The 19,908-nt window shown below is 66.9% G+C and carries 19 protein-coding genes; 13 read left to right on the top strand and 6 right to left on the bottom strand.

Features of this window, described 5'->3' with window-relative positions; all coding sequences use genetic code 11:
- Positions 1 to 203: 203 nt before the first annotated feature.
- From JWS14_RS24895 to JWS14_RS24885, 3 genes are read left to right on the top strand one after another with little or no spacing between them, the layout of a single operon-like run.
- Positions 204 to 869, top strand: a complete 666-nt coding sequence (locus JWS14_RS24895) for a ThuA domain-containing protein (RefSeq protein WP_005244749.1) — start codon at positions 204 to 206, stop codon at positions 867 to 869.
- Between the two features lie 20 nt (positions 870 to 889).
- Positions 890 to 2,677 carry a thiamine pyrophosphate-binding protein gene (locus JWS14_RS24890; RefSeq protein WP_206014629.1) on the top strand — a complete coding sequence of 596 codons (1,788 nt, stop codon included), beginning with the start codon at positions 890 to 892 and terminating at the stop codon, positions 2,675 to 2,677.
- Entirely contained in the window at positions 2,674 to 4,260 is a 1,587-nt protein-coding gene (locus JWS14_RS24885) for a GMC oxidoreductase (RefSeq protein ID WP_206014628.1), read from the top strand. The genes JWS14_RS24890 and JWS14_RS24885 overlap by 4 nt, the downstream gene beginning before the upstream one ends.
- A gap of 378 nt (positions 4,261 to 4,638) precedes the next feature.
- On the opposite strand, the gene JWS14_RS24880 is transcribed toward JWS14_RS24885, so the two are convergent.
- Positions 4,639 to 5,853 carry an MFS transporter gene (locus JWS14_RS24880; RefSeq protein ID WP_206014627.1) on the bottom strand — a complete coding sequence of 405 codons (1,215 nt, stop codon included), beginning with the start codon at positions 5,851 to 5,853 and terminating at the stop codon, positions 4,639 to 4,641.
- 249 nt (positions 5,854 to 6,102) lie between these two features.
- Between JWS14_RS24880 and JWS14_RS24875 the strand changes: the two genes are divergently transcribed.
- On the top strand, positions 6,103 to 6,399 hold the full coding sequence (locus tag JWS14_RS24875; RefSeq protein ID WP_095863113.1) for a DUF1937 family protein: 297 nt from the start codon (positions 6,103 to 6,105) through the stop codon (positions 6,397 to 6,399).
- 68 nt (positions 6,400 to 6,467) lie between these two features.
- On the opposite strand, the gene JWS14_RS24870 is transcribed toward JWS14_RS24875, so the two are convergent.
- The 5 genes from JWS14_RS24870 to JWS14_RS24850 form a co-directional block, all read right to left on the bottom strand.
- Complete coding sequence (locus tag JWS14_RS24870) at positions 6,468 to 7,610, bottom strand: RNA-guided endonuclease InsQ/TnpB family protein (protein ID WP_206014626.1); 1,143 nt, start codon at positions 7,608 to 7,610, stop codon at positions 6,468 to 6,470.
- Positions 7,611 to 7,880: 270 nt separating this feature from the next.
- Complete coding sequence (locus JWS14_RS24865) at positions 7,881 to 8,258, bottom strand: WhiB family transcriptional regulator (protein ID WP_206014625.1); 378 nt, start codon at positions 8,256 to 8,258, stop codon at positions 7,881 to 7,883.
- A gap of 126 nt (positions 8,259 to 8,384) precedes the next feature.
- Positions 8,385 to 8,579: a hypothetical protein gene (locus JWS14_RS24860; protein ID WP_143051412.1), complete on the bottom strand. Its 195-nt coding sequence runs from the start codon at positions 8,577 to 8,579 to the stop codon at positions 8,385 to 8,387.
- A complete protein-coding gene (locus JWS14_RS24855; RefSeq protein ID WP_206014624.1) occupies positions 8,576 to 9,364 on the bottom strand; it encodes an alpha/beta fold hydrolase in 789 nt (262 codons plus the stop codon). Before JWS14_RS24855 ends, JWS14_RS24860 begins: the two co-directional genes overlap by 4 nt.
- Position 9,365: 1 nt before the next feature.
- Entirely contained in the window at positions 9,366 to 9,881 is a 516-nt protein-coding gene (locus tag JWS14_RS24850; RefSeq protein WP_206014623.1) for an RbsD/FucU domain-containing protein, read from the bottom strand.
- A gap of 278 nt (positions 9,882 to 10,159) precedes the next feature.
- Between JWS14_RS24850 and JWS14_RS24845 the strand changes: the two genes are divergently transcribed.
- From JWS14_RS24845 to JWS14_RS24805, 9 genes are all read left to right on the top strand, one after another.
- Positions 10,160 to 10,918 carry an SDR family NAD(P)-dependent oxidoreductase gene (locus JWS14_RS24845; protein ID WP_072939203.1) on the top strand — a complete coding sequence of 253 codons (759 nt, stop codon included), beginning with the start codon at positions 10,160 to 10,162 and terminating at the stop codon, positions 10,916 to 10,918.
- A 126-nt stretch (positions 10,919 to 11,044) separates the two neighbouring features.
- Entirely contained in the window at positions 11,045 to 12,682 is a 1,638-nt protein-coding gene (locus JWS14_RS24840; protein WP_072939205.1) for a GMC family oxidoreductase, read from the top strand.
- Positions 12,679 to 13,188, top strand: coding sequence for a hypothetical protein (locus tag JWS14_RS24835; RefSeq protein WP_206014622.1), 510 nt, complete (start codon positions 12,679 to 12,681; stop codon positions 13,186 to 13,188). The genes JWS14_RS24840 and JWS14_RS24835 overlap by 4 nt, the downstream gene beginning before the upstream one ends.
- 118 nt (positions 13,189 to 13,306) lie before the next feature.
- Complete coding sequence (locus JWS14_RS24830) at positions 13,307 to 14,044, top strand: GntR family transcriptional regulator (RefSeq protein ID WP_072939211.1); 738 nt, start codon at positions 13,307 to 13,309, stop codon at positions 14,042 to 14,044.
- Positions 14,037 to 15,857: a putative nucleotidyltransferase substrate binding domain-containing protein gene (locus JWS14_RS24825; RefSeq protein WP_206014621.1), complete on the top strand. Its 1,821-nt coding sequence runs from the start codon at positions 14,037 to 14,039 to the stop codon at positions 15,855 to 15,857. The genes JWS14_RS24830 and JWS14_RS24825 overlap by 8 nt, the downstream gene beginning before the upstream one ends.
- The gene (locus JWS14_RS24820; RefSeq protein ID WP_206014620.1) at positions 15,854 to 16,510 is read left to right on the top strand and encodes a 3'-5' exonuclease; all 657 of its coding nucleotides are present in this window, start codon (positions 15,854 to 15,856) and stop codon (positions 16,508 to 16,510) included. Before JWS14_RS24825 ends, JWS14_RS24820 begins: the two co-directional genes overlap by 4 nt.
- Before the next feature lie 183 nt (positions 16,511 to 16,693).
- Positions 16,694 to 18,166, top strand: coding sequence for an APC family permease (locus JWS14_RS24815; protein WP_378684488.1), 1,473 nt, complete (start codon positions 16,694 to 16,696; stop codon positions 18,164 to 18,166).
- Positions 18,167 to 18,206: 40 nt separating this feature from the next.
- The gene (locus JWS14_RS24810; RefSeq protein ID WP_072939219.1) at positions 18,207 to 19,643 is read left to right on the top strand and encodes an aldehyde dehydrogenase family protein; all 1,437 of its coding nucleotides are present in this window, start codon (positions 18,207 to 18,209) and stop codon (positions 19,641 to 19,643) included.
- A 96-nt stretch (positions 19,644 to 19,739) separates the two neighbouring features.
- On the top strand, positions 19,740 to 19,880 hold the full coding sequence (locus JWS14_RS24805) for a hypothetical protein (protein ID WP_174705466.1): 141 nt from the start codon (positions 19,740 to 19,742) through the stop codon (positions 19,878 to 19,880).
- Positions 19,881 to 19,908 lie beyond the last annotated feature (28 nt).

Below are 19,908 nucleotides of genomic sequence, written 5' to 3'. Positions count from 1 at the left end.
CGTTCATCGGCCACAACCGGCCGTTGCGCACCGAAGCGCACAGGTGGCGAAGCCCGATCCTAGTCCGCGGTCGGGCGCTCCCGACGCTCCCCTCGACATCACCCATTGACAGCACTCCAGCCGGTGATACGATTCACCACCATAAGTTAATCGTTTCACCATCTGCTTTCACCATTCCGGTTTCACCATCCCTGGGAGCACTCATGACCAAGGTCCTCTACCTCTACGGCGGCTGGCCCGGCCACCATCCGTACGACATCGCCGCGTGGGCACGCGAACTGTTCTCCGAGCTGAACTACCAGGTCGAGGAGTCGCAGGACATCTTCACCCTCGACCGCGACCTGACCGGATACGACCTGATCGTGCTCGGCTGGAACAACGCGCTCACCACCGAAGACCTGAGCGATTCGCAGGAGAAGAACCTGCTCGACGCCGTCGCGGCCGGAACCGGGGTCGCGGCGTGGCACGGCGCCGCCGCCGCGTTCCGGGCGAGCCTGAAGTACCACTTCCTCCTCGGCGGCGACTTCGTCGAACACCCTGCGGGAGAGGCTTTCCCGCAGCCGTACAAGGTGAGCATCACCGACCGCGAGCACGAGGTGACCGCGGGTGTCGAGGACTTCGCCGTCGCGTCCGAGCAGTACTACATGCACGTCGACCCGAACAACCGGGTTCTCGCGGAAACCGAGTTCAGCGGCGAGCACCTGCCCTGGCTGGAGGGACTGCGCAGCCCGGTGGCGTGGGTGCGCCAGTGGGGCGCCGGCCGGGTCTTCTACCACTCGATCGGCCACACCCCGGCCGACCTGTCGGAGCCGAACGTGCGCCGACTGACCAAGCAGGGACTGCGCTACGCCGCCCGCGTAGCCAACTGACACAGCAAGGAGACACGATCATGGCGAAATTGACCGGCGGGCAGGTGGTCGCCCAGGTCCTGAAGCAGTACGGCGTCGAATACGTCACCGGCATTCCCGGCCACGGCATCTGGTCGCTCACCGATGCGTTCCTGGAGCAGGGGTCCGAGATCCCGTTCATCCAGGTCTACCACGAGCAGAGCGCCACACACCTCGCGGACGGGTACTACCGGGTGTCCGGCAAGCCGATGGCCGCGGTGGCGTCGATCGGGGCGGGCGCCGCGAACACGGTGCTCGGTCTCGCGACCGCGTACAGCGACTCGACGAGCCTGCTGTGTATCACCGGCGGGCCGCCCACCCACATGCGCGGGCGCGGTCTGCTCCAGGAACTCGAGCGGCACACCGACAACGGCTTTCCGCAGGTCACCGACGCGGTGTCGAAGCGCAGCTGGGTCGCCACCCGCGTGGAGGAACTGCCGTTCATCATGCACCGCGCGTTCAGCACGATGCTGACCGGTCGCCCGGGGCCTGCGCACATCGAGGTGCCGATGGACGTGCAGGCCGAGGCCGCCGACGTGTCCCTGCACGACCTCGCGCGACGGCTGCCGGTCGGCCTGCAGCAGCCCGACCCGCTGGCGATCGACAAGGCCGTCGACGTGCTCCGTGACTCACGCCGGCCGGTGATCGTCGTCGGCGGCGGCGCCATCACGTCCGACTCGGCCGACGAGGTACTCGCCCTCGCCGAGGCGTGGCAGATCCCCGTGGTCACCACGTGGAACGGCAAGGGCGCGTTCCCCGAGGACCACGCACTGTTCGCGGGCAGCGTCGGCCAGACCGGCACGATCGTCGGCAACGCCGTCGCCTCTCGCGCCGACGTGGTGATCTCCATCGGATGCCGGTTCACCGACTGGTCCTCCTCCAGCTACGCGCAGGGAGTGACGTTCTCGATTCCGCCGGCCAAGCTCATCCACATCGACATCGACCCACACGAGATCGGCAAGAACTACCCGGCCGAGGTCGGCATCGTGGCCGACGCCAAGCCGACCGTCGCCGCGATCGTCTCCTCTCTCCCCCGCAGCAGCGCCGACCGCTCCGAATACCTCGCCGAACTCGAGCAGCTGAAGGCGGAGTGGGAGGCCAAGCTCGCGGGCCGACGCGATTCCGACCGGTTCCCGTTCACCTCGCAACGCCCCCTCGGCGGTCTGCGGTCGGTGATGGAACGGGATGGCATCATCGTCGCCGGCTCCGGCAACACCCAGGGCGCCGTGAAGCAGACGTTCCCGGTGTATCACCCGCGCACGCACCTGACCTCGGGCGGATTCTCGTCGATGGGCTGGGCCGTGCCCGCCGCGATCGGCGCCAAGCTCGCCGCCCCCGACCGGCAGGTCGCGTGTGTGCTCGGTGACGGCGACTTCCTCATGACGTCGCAGGAGATCGGTGTCTGCGTGCAGCACGACATTCCTGTGGTCTTCGTGGTCCAGGACAACGCGGGCTTCATGTCCATTCGGGGTGGGCAGCGCAAGCAGACCAGCCGGCACATCGGCACCGAATTCAACCGCCCCGACGGCACCCCGTACAGCCCCGACTTCAAGGCGCTCGGCCAGTCGTTCGGCCTCGAATCGTTCCGGGTGGACGACCCTGCCGACCTCGAGAGCACGTACCGGAAGGCCTTCGACTCGAAAGCGCCTGCCCTGATCGAGATCCCGACGGATCGTGACGCCGCCGGACCGTGGGTTCCCGGGTGGTGGGACTTCCCCGTCCCCGCGTACATCGAGGACGAGCGCCAGGACGAGTACTGGGCGACGCGAGCCAAGGAACAGCACCTGTGAGAACCTCGGGCCACGATCAGATCGACGCGTATTCACCGCTGCGCGAGGGCGCGGTGGTCGAGGTGGGCGACTCCGACACGGTCACGGCCGATGTCGTGGTCGTCGGGTCCGGGATGGGTGGTTCGACCCTGGCGTGGGCGCTCCGGGATCGGGACGTCGACGTCCTGGTCGTCGAACGCGGCCGGTTCCTCCCCCGCGAGGTGGAGAATTCGCAGGCCGCGGAGATGTTCCTCGAGGGCCGGTACAAGACCGCCGAACCGTGGTTCGACGGCAGCAACGGTGAGCCGTTCCAGCCCGGTGTGTACTACTGGGTGGGCGGCAACACGAAGTTCTACGGCGGCAGCCTCCCCCGCTTCCGCGTCACGGATTTCGAGGAGACGCAGCACTACGACGGCGTCTCACCGAAGTGGCCGTTCAGCTACGCCGACCTCGAACCGTTCTACGCCGAGGCGGAGCGTCTCTACCAGGTGCACGGCAGCGACGGCGAGGATCCGACGGAACCGCCGCGGTCGACTCCGTACCCGTTGCCGCCGCTGCCGCACGAGCCGACGATCGAGCGTTTCGCGTCCTCGCTGCGCAAACAGGGTCTGCACCCGTTCCACACGCCGAACGGCATGAACCTGACCACGCAGGAGCATCGCCGGCAGTCGACCGCGTCGGACGGCACCCCGTCGCAGACCGACCACAAGAGTGAAGCGGAGAACCGCGCGCTGCGCCCCGCCCTCGAGTCGGACCGGGTACGCCTGCTCACCGAGGCCAAGGTGACGCGCCTTCTCACCGACGCGAAGGGCACGCGAATCGTCGCCGCGGAGGCCGAGTTCCGTGGTCGCACGATCCGGATCACCGCCAACCAGTTCGTGGTCTCGGCGGGCGCGGTCAACACCGCGGCGCTGCTGCTCCGCTCGGCCGACGAGCGGAACCCGGACGGTCTCGGCAACTCGTCGGGACTGCTGGGCCGGAACTACATGGTGCACAACAGCACGTTCTTCATGGGCGTCAACCCCTTCCGGACCAACACGACAGCGTGGCAGAAGACACTGGGCATCAACGACTGGTACGTCGCCGGCCCGGACAACGAGTACCCGCTCGGCAATCTGCAGATGCTCGGCAAACTGCAGGCCGCGCACGTGAAGGGGGCACGGCCCTGGGCCCCGATGTGGGCGCTGAAGGCGGTGGTGGATCGCAGTCTCGACATCTACCTCACCACGGAGGATCTCCCGGTGCGCAGCAACCGCATCCGGGTCGACGGCGACCGGATCATCGTCGACTGGACGCCCAACAACACTGCGCCGCACCGTGAACTGGTTCGCCGGGTCTCCGCGGCGGTCCGCAGGGCAGGGTATCCGATCATCCTCACCGAACGGATGGGGATCGCGACGAACTCGCACATGTGCGGAACCGCGGTCGCGGGGACCGATCCGGCGGCGAGTGTCCTCGACCCGAACTGCCGCAGTCACGACGTCGACAACCTGTGGGTGGTGGACGGGTCGTTCTTCCCGTCGTCGGCGGCGCTCAACCCCGCGCTGACCATCGCAGCCAACGCGCTGCGAGTCGCACCCCACATCGCGTCCGCCGCAGAATAACGTCGCTCCGCGGCCCTTCCGATCACGTCGCGCCCCGCTCGACGGGTGCGACACGGAGGAAGGGTCCGCGGATCGTCGCTGTCACCACCGGCTAACCGAGCTCGTACACCCGACCGGTCTGGATGCCGTACACGGACTTGACGAAGGCGCGGGCGACGTCGGCGACGGGAACGGGCGTGAACCCCGGGAAGTAGTCGCCGTAGACGTCGAGGGATTCGGTGACGACGGAGGGGCGTTGCGCGGGGTCAGAGCGTCCACGACAGTCGCGCCGATGCGGCCGGTTCCTCCGACGACGAGGATCTTCATTGGTGAACTCCCCGGTGTTGAAGACATTCCTGTGTGTGTATCGGCCATGGTGCCTGAACTATTCCGGGCCCGTTATCGTCTGACCGATTCCGGGACTGTCGCGACAAGGGAATGACTCGCACCGAGGCGCGCCTTCCGCATCACCGGTGGCCCGATGACCGCGACCACGAGTGCCAGCAGTGCTGGGATCATGAGTGCGAGAGTCAATCCGGCGTGGACTACGACAGTGCCGATGAGGACCGGTCCGACGAGCAGTCCGCCGTACCCGAGCATGTTGACGATTCCGATGTTGGTGCCGCTTCGGGCCGGGTCGATGCGACCGGCCGTGGCCAGCACCAGCGGGACGATGGGAGCGAGCCCGAGGCCGAAGACGAAGAGCCCCAGCAGCGCGGTGTACGCATGGGGCAGCGCGAGGGTGAACGCAAGGCCGAGAGCAGCCAGAAGTCCCGAGGTCGCGGTCACTGCCGTCGCTCCCCATCTCCGCGTGAGTGCGTCGCCACCGAGACGGCCGACCAGTTGGCCTGCCGAGAAGAACGCGAAGGCGAGCGCAGCGACTGCCGTGGTGGTTGCGAGTTGTTCGTGCAGGTACTTCCCGGTCCAATCCGATGACGCCTCGCCGAGCATGGCGCACAGACCGGTGCATCCGAGGGCGACGGCCAATAGTGTGCTCGCCGACCGTGCCGGACTCAATGCGGCGGCCTGCCCACCAACGCATGCGCGATCGTCGATCGTCCTGCCACCGTGGCCTTCTGGAGCCTCGGGGAGGTACCACCGGCTCAGGACGATCACCGCAAAGGCGACGCCGATCCCGTTGACGGTCAGGCACAGCACCGGATTGTCAGGCGCCATCCTCATGAATTGGGCACTCACGAGGCCGCCGACCAAGCCACCAGCCGGCCAGGCCGCGTGGAATGCAAGCATCGTCGACCGCCCGAGGCGACGCTCGACTGCTACACCATGAGCATTCACGCTCGTGTCCGTGGCGCCGCGCAGAAACCCCATCGCCAACGCGGCCACTCCCAGTGACGCTGCCCCTGTTGCGAATCCGACAGGCAGCAGCGATACGGCGTACAACGCCGCCGACAGTCGCAGCGTCCACTTCGGCCCCCACCGGTCGACGACACGACCCGCCGCGATGCATCCGACTGTGGCCCCGATACCGATGTAGAGGGCGACGATCGCGTACTGACCGTCGCTGACCTGGTTGCGGCCCTGGATCAGCGGAACGTTGGACGCCCACATTGCGACGGTGTACCCACCGAGGAAGAACGAGGCGAATGTAGCCAACCGCGCATTCCTCACCGTGACGAGATTCCCGATCGAGTCGTCCGTTGCGTTGCACACATGCCCTCCAGAACCGTCGATCATTGGATCAATGCTGTCAGAGGCCGTCGACAACATTGCGACCTCTAGTTTATTGTCGACAGATCGTTCATCGCAGCGGATCTGCGCCACGTAGCGCGCCCGCTGGTTTGCCGAGGGCGATGTTCTCACACCCTGCGGGACAGTCGATCCCGCCGAATGGATAGGTTTCCCATGCGAAAGATTTTTCTGGCCTGCCCGTACAGCCACGCGGACGAACGTGTCGTCCACGAGCGCTTCCTCGCCTGTAACGAGGTCGCCGCGACGATCGTCGAGTCGGGCAACGTCATCTTCAGTCAGGTGTCGATGTCGCACCCGATCAATCTGGCCTTCAAGACAATCGACCCCAGCGAGGTGGGCAAGCTGTGGGCACCCGTCGACGCCCACTTCATGGAATCGATGGACGAGTTGATCATTCTCGACGTGGACGGGTGGGATCGGAGTTCGGGATTGACGTCCTCTCGGCCGTGAACGACCGAGATTCCCTCGAGACTCACGTCCCGAGGTTCCTGTTTCACCGACAGTCGCCTCCCCACACCTTAGGTGCGAGGTGGTCTCACACCATCTCCGCAGGCTGCCACCGCCAGTCCGACGGCCAAAATATTCCTCGCCGCGTTCACATCCCGATCATGGACGGCGCCACATCGGCATGTCCACTCCCGCACGTCCAGCGGCATCGCCCCGGCGACCGCCCCGCACACCGAGCAGGTCTTCGACGACGGACAGAACCGATCGACCGCCACCACCCGCCGCCCGTACCAGTCGGCCTTGTACTCGAGCATCGACCGGAACTCGGACCACCCCGCATCCGAGATCACCCGAGACAACGACCGATTCTTCACCATATTCCGCACACTCAGATCCTCGATGGCGATCACTTGATTTTCGCGCACCAGCCGAGTGGAGAGTGTGTGCAGATAATCGCGACGCCGATCGGCGATCCGGCCATGAATCTTCGCGACCTTCAGTCGGGCCTTGGCCCGGTTCCGGGACCCCTTCTGCTTCTTGGCCAGCATCCGCTGCGCCTTCGCCAACCGCGCACGATCCCTGCGCTCATGGCGCGGGTTGGTAATCTTCTCCCCCGTCGAGAACGTGTACAGGCTCGTGATCCCGGCATCGAGCCCGACCACCCGATCGACCGGCTCGAGTTCGGCGATCGTGTCCTCGACGAGAATCGAAATGTGGTACTGACCGCGAGCATTACGCGACACCGTCACCTGCGACGGCACCGCCCCCTCCGGCAGCGGCCGCGACCACCGAATATCCAGGGGTTCGGACTGCTTGGCCAACCGGACCTGCCCACCCCGGTAGGTGAAGCAGTTCGAGAAGTAGGTCGCCGAATCCTTCGACCGGCCCTTCCTCTTGAATTGCGGGTAGCCGGTCTGCTTGCGCCAGAACCTCTCGAACGCGCCCTGCAACTGCCGCAGCGACTCCTGCAACGGCCCCTTCGACGGCTCCGCCAACCACTCCGTCTCGGCATCCCGCTTCCATCCCGTGAGCATCTTCGAGGTATCCGCATAGGTCACCCGACGCCGCTCCTGCGACCACGCCCGCGACCGCTCCGCCAACGCCCGATTGTAAACATACCGGGCGCACCCGAACGTCCGAGCAAGCTGATCCGCCTGCACCGCAGTCGGATAGAAACGAAACTTGAACGCCCGCCTCACCACCCTCCCCGCCATAACCCAGACACTAACCCCACGGTCCGACAAAACCAGATCGGCTGATCCCGGACCTGAAGGACCGGGTTTACGCCGAAAGAATCACGGATCAAGCGAGAGATCGAGTTCTTCGAAATCCGTGGCCGTCGCGTCAGCCTGTGGTCGAAGGTATCGGACGAGTTCGTGACGGAGACCGCCCGCGCCTGAGGCAGTGCCTCGGTCCGTCCCGTCACGGACGGCGGTCGGGTACCGGCTGCCGTCCACCGACGGGCGCCACCGTCCATGCGTACGTCATGCCGAAGGCTCGGACTCCCAACGCATCCGAGTGCCCGGCGGGCGTGAGCGAGGAAGCACACGCAGGGAGCGGCGCCGGCGTGCCTCGTCCCGTCTCGCGCGCGGGATCAGCGTCTGCCGGTCGCGCTCGGTGGTTCCACCCCACACGCCGTACGTCTCGCCGGCCGTGACGGCGTGGTCTGCGCATGCTCGCCGTACGGGGCAGCCCAGGCAGATTTCCTTGGCCGCTCGTTCTCGGCGGGCACGGGCAGCTCGCTCTTCGCCGTCATGCGAGTAGAACAGCTCGGTGTCCATCTGCCGGCACAGTGCTTGGATCTGCCAATCCCATTCCGGAGTAATCGGTTTGGGAAGAATCAACGCCCGAATCGTGGTCATCGTCAGCTTTCCCACCCCGATGCGGGAGGTCCGGTTTCGGACCCGACCACGGGGCGAAGGCATTGCGAGGGCCGACCGGAACCGAGGCGCCCAGCCAGTGTCCGGTCAGCGGTGTGCAGTCGGAAGTCAGTGGTCGACGAGTGCGCTGACACCCACCTCGAGGCTTCTCCGTCCGTCACGGGTGCGGAACGGTGTCCGGGCCGCCGCCGACTCTGTACACAGCGCCGCGGGGTCACGGTCGAGCCAGTGGTCGATCGCCACCCGGATTCGTTCCCGCAACGGCCGGGGTGCCAGGCGAAACGCCTCGACCTCGGTGGTCACCGCGAACTCGCCGACAACACGGGACCCGCGCTGCACCACTGGGTGGTCGCTTCGATGATCAATCCGGCGACCTCGCGGTGCGCGAGGTCGTTGGGAATGTCGTGGTAGCCACCGGGGATCGCGACGGCACGGCACTGGTGGAGTTCGCTCGCAAATTCCGAAGCCTTACCAGGTGCGGCGAATGCGTCGTGCTCGCCGTTGATCAACAGGATCGGCATGATGAGGGCCGGAAGGCCCGTGCGGACCTTGCATCCGGCGACGGCGAGCGCGCTCCACAGGTTCGGTTCGGCTGGGGCGGTGTCGAATCCGAGCGAATCGTTCGCGAGCGCGTCGAGGTATTCCTCGTCCTTCGCCATGATCAGATCGGTGCGTCCCTCCGCCTCGGGAGGCAGCCCCCACAGCGGCGCACCGGTCATCACCAGGCCGGTGCGGGCGGTCGCGGTGCGCATCGCCAGCAGCGCCCCGGTCAACGCGCCCAACGAGTGCCCGACGATGACGACGGGCAGGTCCGGGTGAGTGCTCGTCATGAGATCGAGCAGGATGCCCGCGTTGGACGCGAGTTCGTCGACGGAGGGGAACATTCCCGGGCGGCCGCCGGTGTGGCCGTGTCCGAGATGATCCGGGCCCCACACCTCGATGCCCGCATCGGTCAGTTGCCCGGCCAGCCGGTGGTAGTGCCCGGTGTGCTCCCCGAAGCCGTGCAGAAGCAGCACCTGGGCGTGGGCTGACCGGGCAGCCCAGTGCCGGTAGTAGATCTTGTTGCGTACGCCGTCGAAGAAGGGCACGTCACGCCTCCGGTGCGGTCGAGTCGGGGGCCTGCCCGTCGGACAGGTCCTGGAACCAGGTCGGCGACGTCAGCCACTTCAACGGGATCGGGGGGCTGGGGTAGCCGGCGACGAGGATGGTGTTGGCGTGCACCGAGTAGTCCCCGGTCTGGACGAAAACCTTGACCCGGTCGCGTAGTTGGTAGAACTCGGGCAGATAGCGCAGTTCGTGCACGTTCTCCTCCCCCACCAGCCCGGAGACGAATTTCCGGCCCTCCGGGTTGGCCCGGATCATGTCCTCGGTGACGATTGCCGCCTCGAAATCTCCGGCCTCGCACAGCACGGAGAGCACGTCACCGACCGAGGGCAGCCCGGGAGCGATGCCCAGATCGATCGTCTCGACCTGCGGCGACAGCGGCACCAGACTGGCCGCCGAGGTGCCGCTTCCGGCATCGGCGATGTAGACCATCTCGCCGTGGCGTAGCTGGCTCACCACTGCCGCCAACCGCTCGTGCAACAGACGGACCTTCGGTGCCATGGATGTGTCCTCTCCTCGTGGTGGAAACGCCGCGATCCGCGGCGTGAACGACCGATCGACCTCGGCCCGTTGAATGCCGAATGTGCTCTAGTCGACAATCGACTAGAAACGTAAGCCGGGCGACGGCATCAGTCAAGAGGTGTTCGGCCCGGCAAATCGAGGCTTGACCCGGCCGCCCGAAGCACGCACACTAAACATGTCGGTCGATTGTCGACAAAGGATCAATCGCCTGCGCGGCGCGACCTGTTTCCGCGAAAACCACCCTGAAGGAGCGAACTATGGGCCAGCTGCTCGAAGGCAAGACAGTAATCATCACCGGTGCCGGAGGCGGGATCGGCCTGGCCACCGCGCTGCATCTGCACGACGAGGGCGCCCAGGTGGTCGCCACCGTCCACTCCGAGGCGAGCTTGCCGCAGCTGAAGGTGGACGACGACCGCCTGATCGCCAAGGTCGTGGACGTGACCGACGAAGAGCAGGTCAAGAGTGTTATCGACTTCACCGTGCAGACCTTCGGAAAGCTCGACGGCATCGTCAACAACGCCGGCGTCCTCAAGCCCGGGACCATCCTCGACGCCAGCGTCGAGGACTTCCAGAAGACGTTCGACGTGAACGTCAAGGGAGTGTTCCTCGGGACGAAGTACGCCATCCCCGAGCTGCTGAAGGCCGGCGGTGGATCGATCGTCAACTTCGGCTCGATCAACTCGATCGGCGCGGAGAAGTTGCTGACCACCTACACCGCGAGCAAGGGTGCGGTGCTGACGCTGACCAAGGCGGTCGCCCTCGACTTCGGCGCGCAGGGCATTCGGGCCAACACCCTGTGCCCGGGCTTCGTCGACACCCCGCTGAACGTCCCGCATTACACCGCCCTCGGTGGCCGTGACGAGCTCGAGGCCGGGCTCCCCGACTTCCAGCCGATCGGACGCGCCATTCTCCCCATCGAGATCGCCCACTCGGTCGCGTTCCTGCTCTCGGATCACTCCACGGCCATCACCGGCACGGCGTTCGTGGTCGACGGCGGTGTCCTCGCCGGCGCCTGATCATCACCTGACGTGCGGTGGAGGCCCTGGAGCCTCGGGCCTCCACCGCACTTTCATTTGACAGCGGACGTGACGCACGCCACTATGACAAAATGTCGACAATTAGACGAAATGAGGTCGACTCTGATGACTTCCACCAGCCACGATGTCACCGAGCACGATTCCGTCGATGTGCTCGTGATCGGCGCGGGTCCGTCCGGCGCAGTGGTCACCCATACGGCCGCGACTGCCGGCCTGAACGTCCTGTGCCTCGAACAGGGCGACTGGGTCAACCCCAGCGATTTCCCCGCCAACCACCCGGAATGGGAATTGCTGATCCAGCACGACTGGGCGCACGACCCGAACGTGCGGGCACTGCCCTCCGATTATCCGGTGGATATCCGCGACTCCGACATGTGGCCGGTGATGTTCAACGCCGTCGGCGGCAGCTCCATCTACTACGGCGCCGAGTGGCCGCGACTGCTGCCCTCGGACTTCCGGGTCAAGACACTCGACGGCGTCGCCGACGACTGGCCGATCGCCTACGACGACCTCAAGCCGTACCACGACGAGGTCGACGCGTTCATCGGCGTGTCCGGCGTCGACGGTGACACCGCCTACCCCGACGGGCTCGAGTACCCGCTGCCGCCGCATCCACTGGGCAAGCCGGGAATGAAGGCGGCCGAAGCGGCGAACACACTGGGCTGGCACTGGTGGCCCGGTACCAACGCGATCCCGAGCCAGAAGAACAAGACCCTCGAGCAGTGCGGCCGCTGGGGGGTGTGCGAATGGGGTTGCCCGCAGGGCGCGAAGGCCTCCTTCGATCTGATCTACATGCCGCAGGCGCAGCAGGCCGGTGCACAGGTGCAGACCGGGGCGCGCGTGCGCAGGATTCGAACCGACGACACCGGGCGGGCAACCGGTGCCGAGTGGATCGACCGCGACGGCACCGTCCACTTCCAACCAGCGAAGTCGGTCGTTCTGTGCGCCAACGGAATCGGCACACCCCGACTGTTGCTGCTGTCGGCGGACGAGCGCAACCCGGACGGGCTCGCCAACTCCTCCGGGCTGGTCGGCAAGAACCTGATGCTGCACCCGAACTGCACCGCGGTCGGCTACTACGAGGAGAACCTCGAGAGTTGGCGCGGCCCGGCCGGACAGCTGATCCACTCGATGCAGTTCTACGACACCGACACCTCCCGCGGTTTCGTCCGTGGTGCGAAGTTGCACGCGCTGCCGACCCCGGGACCGCTGAACACCATCGAGACCCACCGCCAGCTCGACTTCGACGAGCTGTGGGGACCGGCCGTCCACGACGTGGCACGCGCGTCGTCGAACGGCATCCTGTGGGCAGCCAACGTCGAGGATCTACCCGAGGAACACAACCGGGTCACCCTCTCCACGGAGGAGTTCGACTCGGACGGGCTGCCCGCGCCGAAGGTCGAATACCGGGTCAGCGAGAACACCCGCAAGATCCTGAAGTACACCGTCGAGCGGATGGTGGAATTGCACAAAGCGGCAGGCGCCAAGCAGATCATCACCCAGGAACTGTGGGTCGATCAGCCCGGACATCTGCTCGGCACCGCCCGGATGGGCGACGACCCGGCCACCTCGGTCGTCGATTCCTTCGGCCGCAGCCACGACGTCGACAACCTCTACATCGCCGACGGCAGCATCTTCGTCACCTCGGGCTCGGCCAATCCGACCTGCACCATCAGCGCTCTGGCACTGCGGGTGGGCCGCAAGGTCGTCGAGGACGTCACCGCAGGAAAGGCCCAGGCATGAGCACCACACCCATCGAACTGAAGACCTCGGCGCCGCGGCGTCTGTCCGTGCCGGTTCGCACGCTCCGCCCGCCCCGGCAGCTGTCCGAGGACGAGTTGACCATCCTGTTGCGGATCGCGGACAGCCTCATCCCCGAATCCGGAGAGAATCCCGCCGCCAGCAAGGCGCAGGACTATCTGCGGTATCTCGATCTGGCGCTCGCCGCCCGCGCCGACGTCTTCGACGCGGTCGTCACGGCGATCAACGACGTCGCGGATCTCCACGGCGACGAACTCCACGCCCGGTTGAAGCGCATGTGGGCCGAGGACAAGGTCACCTTCGACCCGCTCTCCTCGATCGTGGCCGGCGCCTACTTCATGACCCCGCAGGTCAAGGCGCTGATCGGGTACCCCGGACAGCACCGGGACGCTGCCGGATTCGAGGACGCCGCCAACGAGTTGTCGACCGGCATCCTCGACCCGGTGATCGAACGCGGATCCATCTACGTCTCCGCCACCGGGGAGTGAGGCCCCCAGGCGGGTCACCAGCTGATCTACTGTCGACAAGACACCTGCAACCCGAGTAGGACTGATACCACCTCGTCGAGTGAGCAACCACGAGGCCGAAGCAAGAAAGGACAACGGAATGACTCTGTCACCGAATCGTCCGGGGTCGACAGTGGGCCGCGACGAGGGGGAGATTTCCCTCGGACGAATCCAGCAGCGCACCACGCCCGGCACCGTCGCGGGCGTGCTGCGCACCGCCATCCTCGACGGCACCCTCGCCCCCGGCAGCCAGCTGCGGGAGGCACACATCGCCGCCGATCTGGGAGTGAGCCGGGCACCTCTCCGCGAAGCCCTGGGCATCCTCGCCGACGAAGGTCTCGTGGTGAAGATCGCCTACAAGGGCGCCTTCGTCGCCGAGGTCAGCGCCCAGGGCATGGCGGAGATCGCCAGCCTGCGCAAGCGCCTGGAACCGTATGCGATCGAGCTGGCGATGCCACGGCTGGCGGCCGGTGGCCGCACGAAGGTCATCCGCGCGTTGCAGGACATGGCGCGCGGCGCCGACGACGGCGACATGACCCGAACCATCGACGCCCACATGAGCTTTCACCGCGTGTTCTACGAGCTCTCCGAGCACGGGCTGCTGCTCGACCTGTGGCGCAGCTGGGAATCGCAGTTGCAGCTGTTCCTGTCCGCCGATCACCAGTCTTTCGCCGACCTGCACGACGTGGTCGCCGAGCACGAGCGGCTCCTGGCGATCATCGACACCGGCGACATGGACGCGATCACCCGGGAGATCGATCGTCACGTGCACGGTCCCGCATCCGCCCTGGACGCCGTCGACACCGTGCGCGAGGCCGCTTCCGCCACGCATGCGTGAGTACGTCGACTTCCTGGGCGGTCAGCCGCCGTACGACGAACTCGAGTCGACCGACCTCGACGCCCTGGCACGCCTGGTCGAGGTCGAGTTCTTCCCGGCCGGGACCCGCATCATCGAAGCCTGCGAAGCCCCGTTGTCGCACTTCTACGTGGTGCGCACCGGGGAGGTCGAGGTCGTCGACCGAGGACGGGTGATCGACCTGCTCGGGTCCGGGGAGACCTTCGGGCAGATCTCGGTCCTGTCCGGGCTGCCGCCGCCCCTGGACGTGCGGGCCGCCGAGGACAGCCTCTGCTACCGGTTCCCGGACCCGAGACCGATCCTCGCTCACCCCGAACGTCTGCAATTTCAGCACTACAACACCCTCGTCACCCGGGAACGCCTCACCCGGTCCGGCCTGGTGGATCAGGCATTGCGCGCCGCCCGCCATCAGATGCGCCCGGCCGTGTGGTGCCCCGTCGGGGCCACCGTGTCCGAGGCCGCGGCGGTGATCACCGACGCCGCCCAGTCCTACGCCCTGCTCGACCGTGGTGGGGAGATCGGGATCGTCACCGACAGCGACTTCCGGCGCGCCCTCGCGACGGCATCGTTCGATCCGCACGCCCCCGTGACCACCATCGCCTCCTTTCCTGCCGAATCCATCGGTGCCGATGCCCTGGTGGGTGACGCCTTCCTGCGCATGATCGAGTGCGGACTGCACCACCTGGTGGTCCGGGGCGCCGCCGACCGGCCCGTGGGCGTGCTGCGGGTGGTCGACCTGGCCTCCGCCGAGGTACGCAATCCACTCGTCATCCGCCGCGCCGTGGACGACGCCCACACCATCGACGAACTCACCGCCGCGGCCGCATTGCTGCCCGGCACCTGGGTCGAGCTGTACGACACGGGCGTGGCACCGATGCACATCGCCGGACTTCTCTCGGCAGTCGTGGACGCCCTGTTGCAGCGGCTGGTCGAACTCACCGACATCGGTGACGACTGCGTGCCACACCGGACGTCCTGGTTGCTGCTGGGCTCGGTGGCACGCCGGGAGCCGCTCCCCCGCTCGGACGTCGACACCAGCCTGGTCTGGGAAGACCTACCCGGAGAACGCAATCCGGCGCGGAAATTGCAGCGCTGGGCTGGGCGCGTCCTCGACAACATGGAGCGGTGCGGGCTGAAGCGCTGCGTCGACGGCGCCAATGCCACCAACCCGGAGTTCGCCCGCTCCCGCGCCGATGCCGTCTCCACCGCCACGTCGTGGATCCGCAATCCCACCCAGCACAACGCACTGCTGCTGTCGTCGATGATCGCGGACAGCCGCCCGGTGACCGGGCTGTCGCTGGGCCGCTCGGTGTCGGATGCGATGCTGGCGACCACCCGGAGCCACGAGTACCTCTCGGCGCTGCTGCGCTACACCGTCTCGAGCCGCCCGCCGGTGGGTTTCGTCCGCAACTTCGTCGTCGAGCAGTCCGGCGCCAACCGGGGCCACCTCGACCTCAAGGCCCGCGGACTGGTCCCGATCGCCTCGCTCGGGCGGTGGATCGCCGTCGTCACCGGCGACGACCGCGGCTCGACGATTACCCGGTTGCGGCGGGGCGGCGCGTCGAACCTGCTCACACCGGACGAGACCGAGGTCCTCGTGCAGGCCTTCGAGTACATCTACGGTCTGATCCTCGGCCGGGAGATCGACGCGATCAAGACCTCTACTGCCGCGACCACCTGGGTGGCGCCGAATCAGCTCGACTCCCTGACCCGTCGTTACCTGCGGGAGGCGTTCCGCGCCGTCGCGGAGGTGCAGAATCGGCTCGAGAGCGAGTGGGTGGCGCGACTGCCATGACAGTGCGCTGGAGACGACGACGCGAGGACCCTCTACGAAAACCGTGGCGGCAGAGCGAATATCTCGTCGTCGACCTCGAGACCACCGGGCTGGACCTGAAGAAGGACACCATCGTCTCGTACGGCGCCGTCGTCATCCGAGACGGCCGGGTGATCACCGCCGAGAGCGTCTACGACCTGGTCCGCCCCCGGTCGGCAATGTCCCCGGAGGCGATCGCCGTCCACACCCTGCGCCCGGCAGACGTCGCGGATGCGCCACCGCCGGATGCCGCAGTGCACACTCTCGCCGCCCTGATGACCGATCGGGTGGTCGTCGCACACTCGGCGTGGGTCGAGCAGGCCTTCCTCACCCGCGCGTTCCGGGACGCCGGCATCCGGTTTCGGGTCCCGCTGATCGACACCGCGGCCCTGGCCCGCGCGTGTGGCACTGCGCCCGCGGGTCAGCGCGGCGACGCGGGTCTCGAATGGCTCGCCACCGCGCTGGGACTCCCCGTCGTCGATCCGCACCACGCACTCGGTGACGCCGTCACCACGGCGCAGGTCTTTCTGGTGCTGGCCTCCCGCCTGAGCGGCCGCGGATACGGCACCGCTCGATCCCTGGTCGATCTGACCTGCGGGGACCGGGGTCTGTTGTCCCCTCCGAGCGGGCGGTAGCCCAGCCGAAACAGTCAGTGATTGAGATCACACGCATCTATGGTAGATTGTCGACAGTTGCTCAAAGAGCGGATAGACTTCCCCTTGTGCGGCTACCCCCGACCCCAGCCTCGCCGCACTGCCGAGGCTTTCTCGACACCGACCAGTGAGGTCAGCATGGCCACAAAACCCGAAGAGCCGACCGTGTCCACCCAGCCCCCCGCGCCCGGACCCGACTTCGAGTCCGCGCCCACCGGGACGCCCACGGACTCCGACGCCGCGTACCTGGAAAAGCTCGGGTACAAGCAGGAGCTCAACCGCACACTCGGACTCTTCTCCGCGTTCGGAGTGCAGTTCACCTCGATCGCGATCGCCTCCGGCATCTTCACCACCCTCATCGTGGGATTCGGATTCTTCGGCCCCGCCTCGTTCTGGTCCTTCCTCGTCGGCGGCGGCCTGCAGGTGTTCACCGTGGGCCTGGCAGTGGCACAGCTGGTGTCCGCCTACCCGCTGGCCGGCGGTGTCTACCAGATCACCGGCCGGATCACGGGCAAGCCGTGGCTTGCCTGGCAGACCGGATGGTGGCTGCTCATCGCCCACACGGTCGCAGTCACCACCGTGGCGGTCAGTATTTCCCCGTTCATCGCCGGATGGTTCGGCGTCACGTTCGACGGCCCCGCCGACACCCTGCCCTGGGCACTGGGTCTGATCGTCCTCGGCACGATCATCAACATCGCGGGCGTCAAGGTCGCCGCGGTGCTCAACAACATCGGCGTCGTCGCCGAGGTGCTGTGCGTGGTTGCACTCGTCGGCGTCCTGCTGGTCGTCAAGCATCCCACCCAGCCGCTGTCCTTCCTGAGCGACTCCGGCGGGACCGCCTCCGGCGGGAACTGGTTCGTCCCGTTCCTGTTCGCGATGATCCTGCCCGCCTACGCGATCTCGTCGTTCGATGCCACCGGCAACGCGTCCGAGGAGACCAAGGACGCTGCCCGCAAGGCCCCGATGGCATCGGTCATGGCGAACGTGTCGTCCTACGTGGTCGGCGTGTTCATGGTCGCCTTGATCATGCTCGCGATCCAGGACCTGCCCGCGGTGATGGACAGCGACACCCCGGTCAAGCTGATCCTCGACACCGCCGTCGGCTCCGCGTTCGCCAACATCTTCGAGGCCGTCGCCATCATCGCCCTGTTCGCGGCGCTGGTGATGTTGCAGCTCACCGGAATCCGGGTCCTGTGGTCGCAGGCCCGCGACGGTCAGGTGCCTGCCGCACACTGGCTGCGCAAGGTCAGTGCGCAGCGCATCCCGATCAACGCCACCCTCACCATCTTCGCCCTGTCGGTGATCTTCGCCCTGTGGTCGTCGCTGCTGTCGGTACTGGCCGCCATGACCGCCCTGGCCTGGGGACTGGCGTACGGCGTCGTGGTCACCGTCGGCCTCTGGGGTCTGCTCAAGCGCAAGCTGCCGAAGCACCCGTGGCACTACGGATTCCTGAGCCCGCTCATCTTCGTCCTGGCCATCGCCTGGTCGGTGGTGCTGTGTGCGCTGCTGATCTACTCCGACCCCACCCACGTCGGAATCGGCATGCTGCTGGTGATCCTCTCCGGCGCAGTCGTGTACATGACCATCCCCAAGAGCCGACGCGGCAAGTCCATCGACACCCTGCAAGGCCACCTGTAACCGCACCCGCCGACAAATCGCAACCGAGGAAAGGTTTCACATGTCGTCCCCCATCCAGCTCACCAACATCATCGACGGCAAGGCGGTGACGGGATCGTCCGACAAGATCCGCACGGTCCTCAACCCCTCCACCGGTGAGGTGGTCGCCGAGCTCACCGAGTCCACGATCGAGGACGCCGACCGGGCGGTCGCCGCCGCCCGCGCCGCCTTCCCCGCCTGGTCCGCCAAGACCCCCGGCGAACGTTCGCAGATCCTGCACGAACTGGCGAATCTGCTCGAGGCCAACCTCGACGAACTCGCCCACCTGGAAACGATCGACGCCGGCAAGCCCACCACCGCGGCCACCGGTGACGAACTGCCCGGGATCGTCGCGGCGTTCCGGCACTTCGCCGGGGCGGGCAGGACACTGGCCGCCCAGGCCGCCGGCGAATTCGTCGCAGGCAACACCAGCTTCGTCCGGCGTGAGCCCCTCGGCGTCGTTCTCGGCATCACCCCGTGGAACTTCCCGCTGTGGCAGGCGGTCTGGAAGCTTGCCCCGGCCCTGGTCGCCGGCAACACGGTCGTGATCAAGCCGGCCGAGCTGACCCCGATCGCCACCACCCGGTTCGCCGAACTCGCGCAGCAGCTGCTGCCCGCCGGTGTCCTCAACGTCGTACACGGCAAGGGCAGCGTCGTCGGCGATCACCTGGTACGTCACCCCGAGGTCAACCTGGTCTCGTTCACCGGCTCCACCGCGGCCGGTCAGCGCATCGCCGAGGCGGCAGGCGCGACGCCCAAGCGTCTCGTGCTCGAACTCGGCGGCAACGCTCCGGTCGTGATCTACGACGACATCGACCTCGAGGCCGCGCTGCCGATCCTGACCAACGGCATCCTGTTCAACGCCGGCCAGGAGTGCATGTCCGCCACCCGTCTGCTGGTGAGCGAGAAGATCCACGACCGGTTCGTCGAGGCGCTCGCGGCCAGCCTGGCCGCCACCGAGATCGGAGACGCGGCCGACGCGTCGACCGTCCTCGGACCGCTGATCTCCGAAGGCCAGCGTGCCCGGGTCGCCGAGCTGGTCGACCGGCTCCCCGCCCACGCCCGCGTCGTCACCGGCGGCAAGGCCGTCGACGGTCCGGGTTACTTCTACGAGGCCACCCTGATCGACGGGTTGCAGCAGGACGACGAGCTGGTCCAGGAGGAGATCTTCGGACCGGTCGCGACGGTGCAGACCTTCACCGACGAAGCCGATGCCCTCGCCAAGGCCAATGCGGTCGAGCAGGGACTGGCCGCCTCGGTGTGGACCCGCGACATCGGCCGCGCTCTGCGGAACGTCAACGCCATCGAGTCCGGGGTGGTCTGGGTGAACAACCACATGGCCGTCGGACCGGAAGGCCCGCTGGGCGGCTTCAAGGGCTCCGGCTACGGCAAGGAAGGCGGCGCTGCGGGGCTCGAGGAGTTCACGCGAGTCAAGCAGGTCATCGTCAGCCTCTCCTGACCAGTTCCTCGTGATCGCCCGTTGATTGCCGGAGTGCGCCGCGCCATGCCGAAAGCATTGGCGTGGCGCATAATCCACAGAATCAGGAGGGTCGTCATGCTCGCAGCAGAGCGTCACCGCCGGATGGCCGAGGCACTGCGAGTGAGCCGGATCGTCAGCACCGAGGAATTCTCACGACTGCTGGGAGTGTCCCCACGATCCTCGCCGGAGTCCGCCGGCGCATCCGCGCTGTTCTGATTCCGGCGCTCACACTCTCGAAAGGAAG

This window comes from Rhodococcus koreensis, assembly GCF_017068375.1.
GTDB lineage: Bacteria > Actinomycetota > Actinomycetes > Mycobacteriales > Mycobacteriaceae > Rhodococcus_F > Rhodococcus_F koreensis.
Note: the sequence above shows the minus strand (reverse complement) of the source record. Positions and strands in the feature narration are given on the sequence as shown.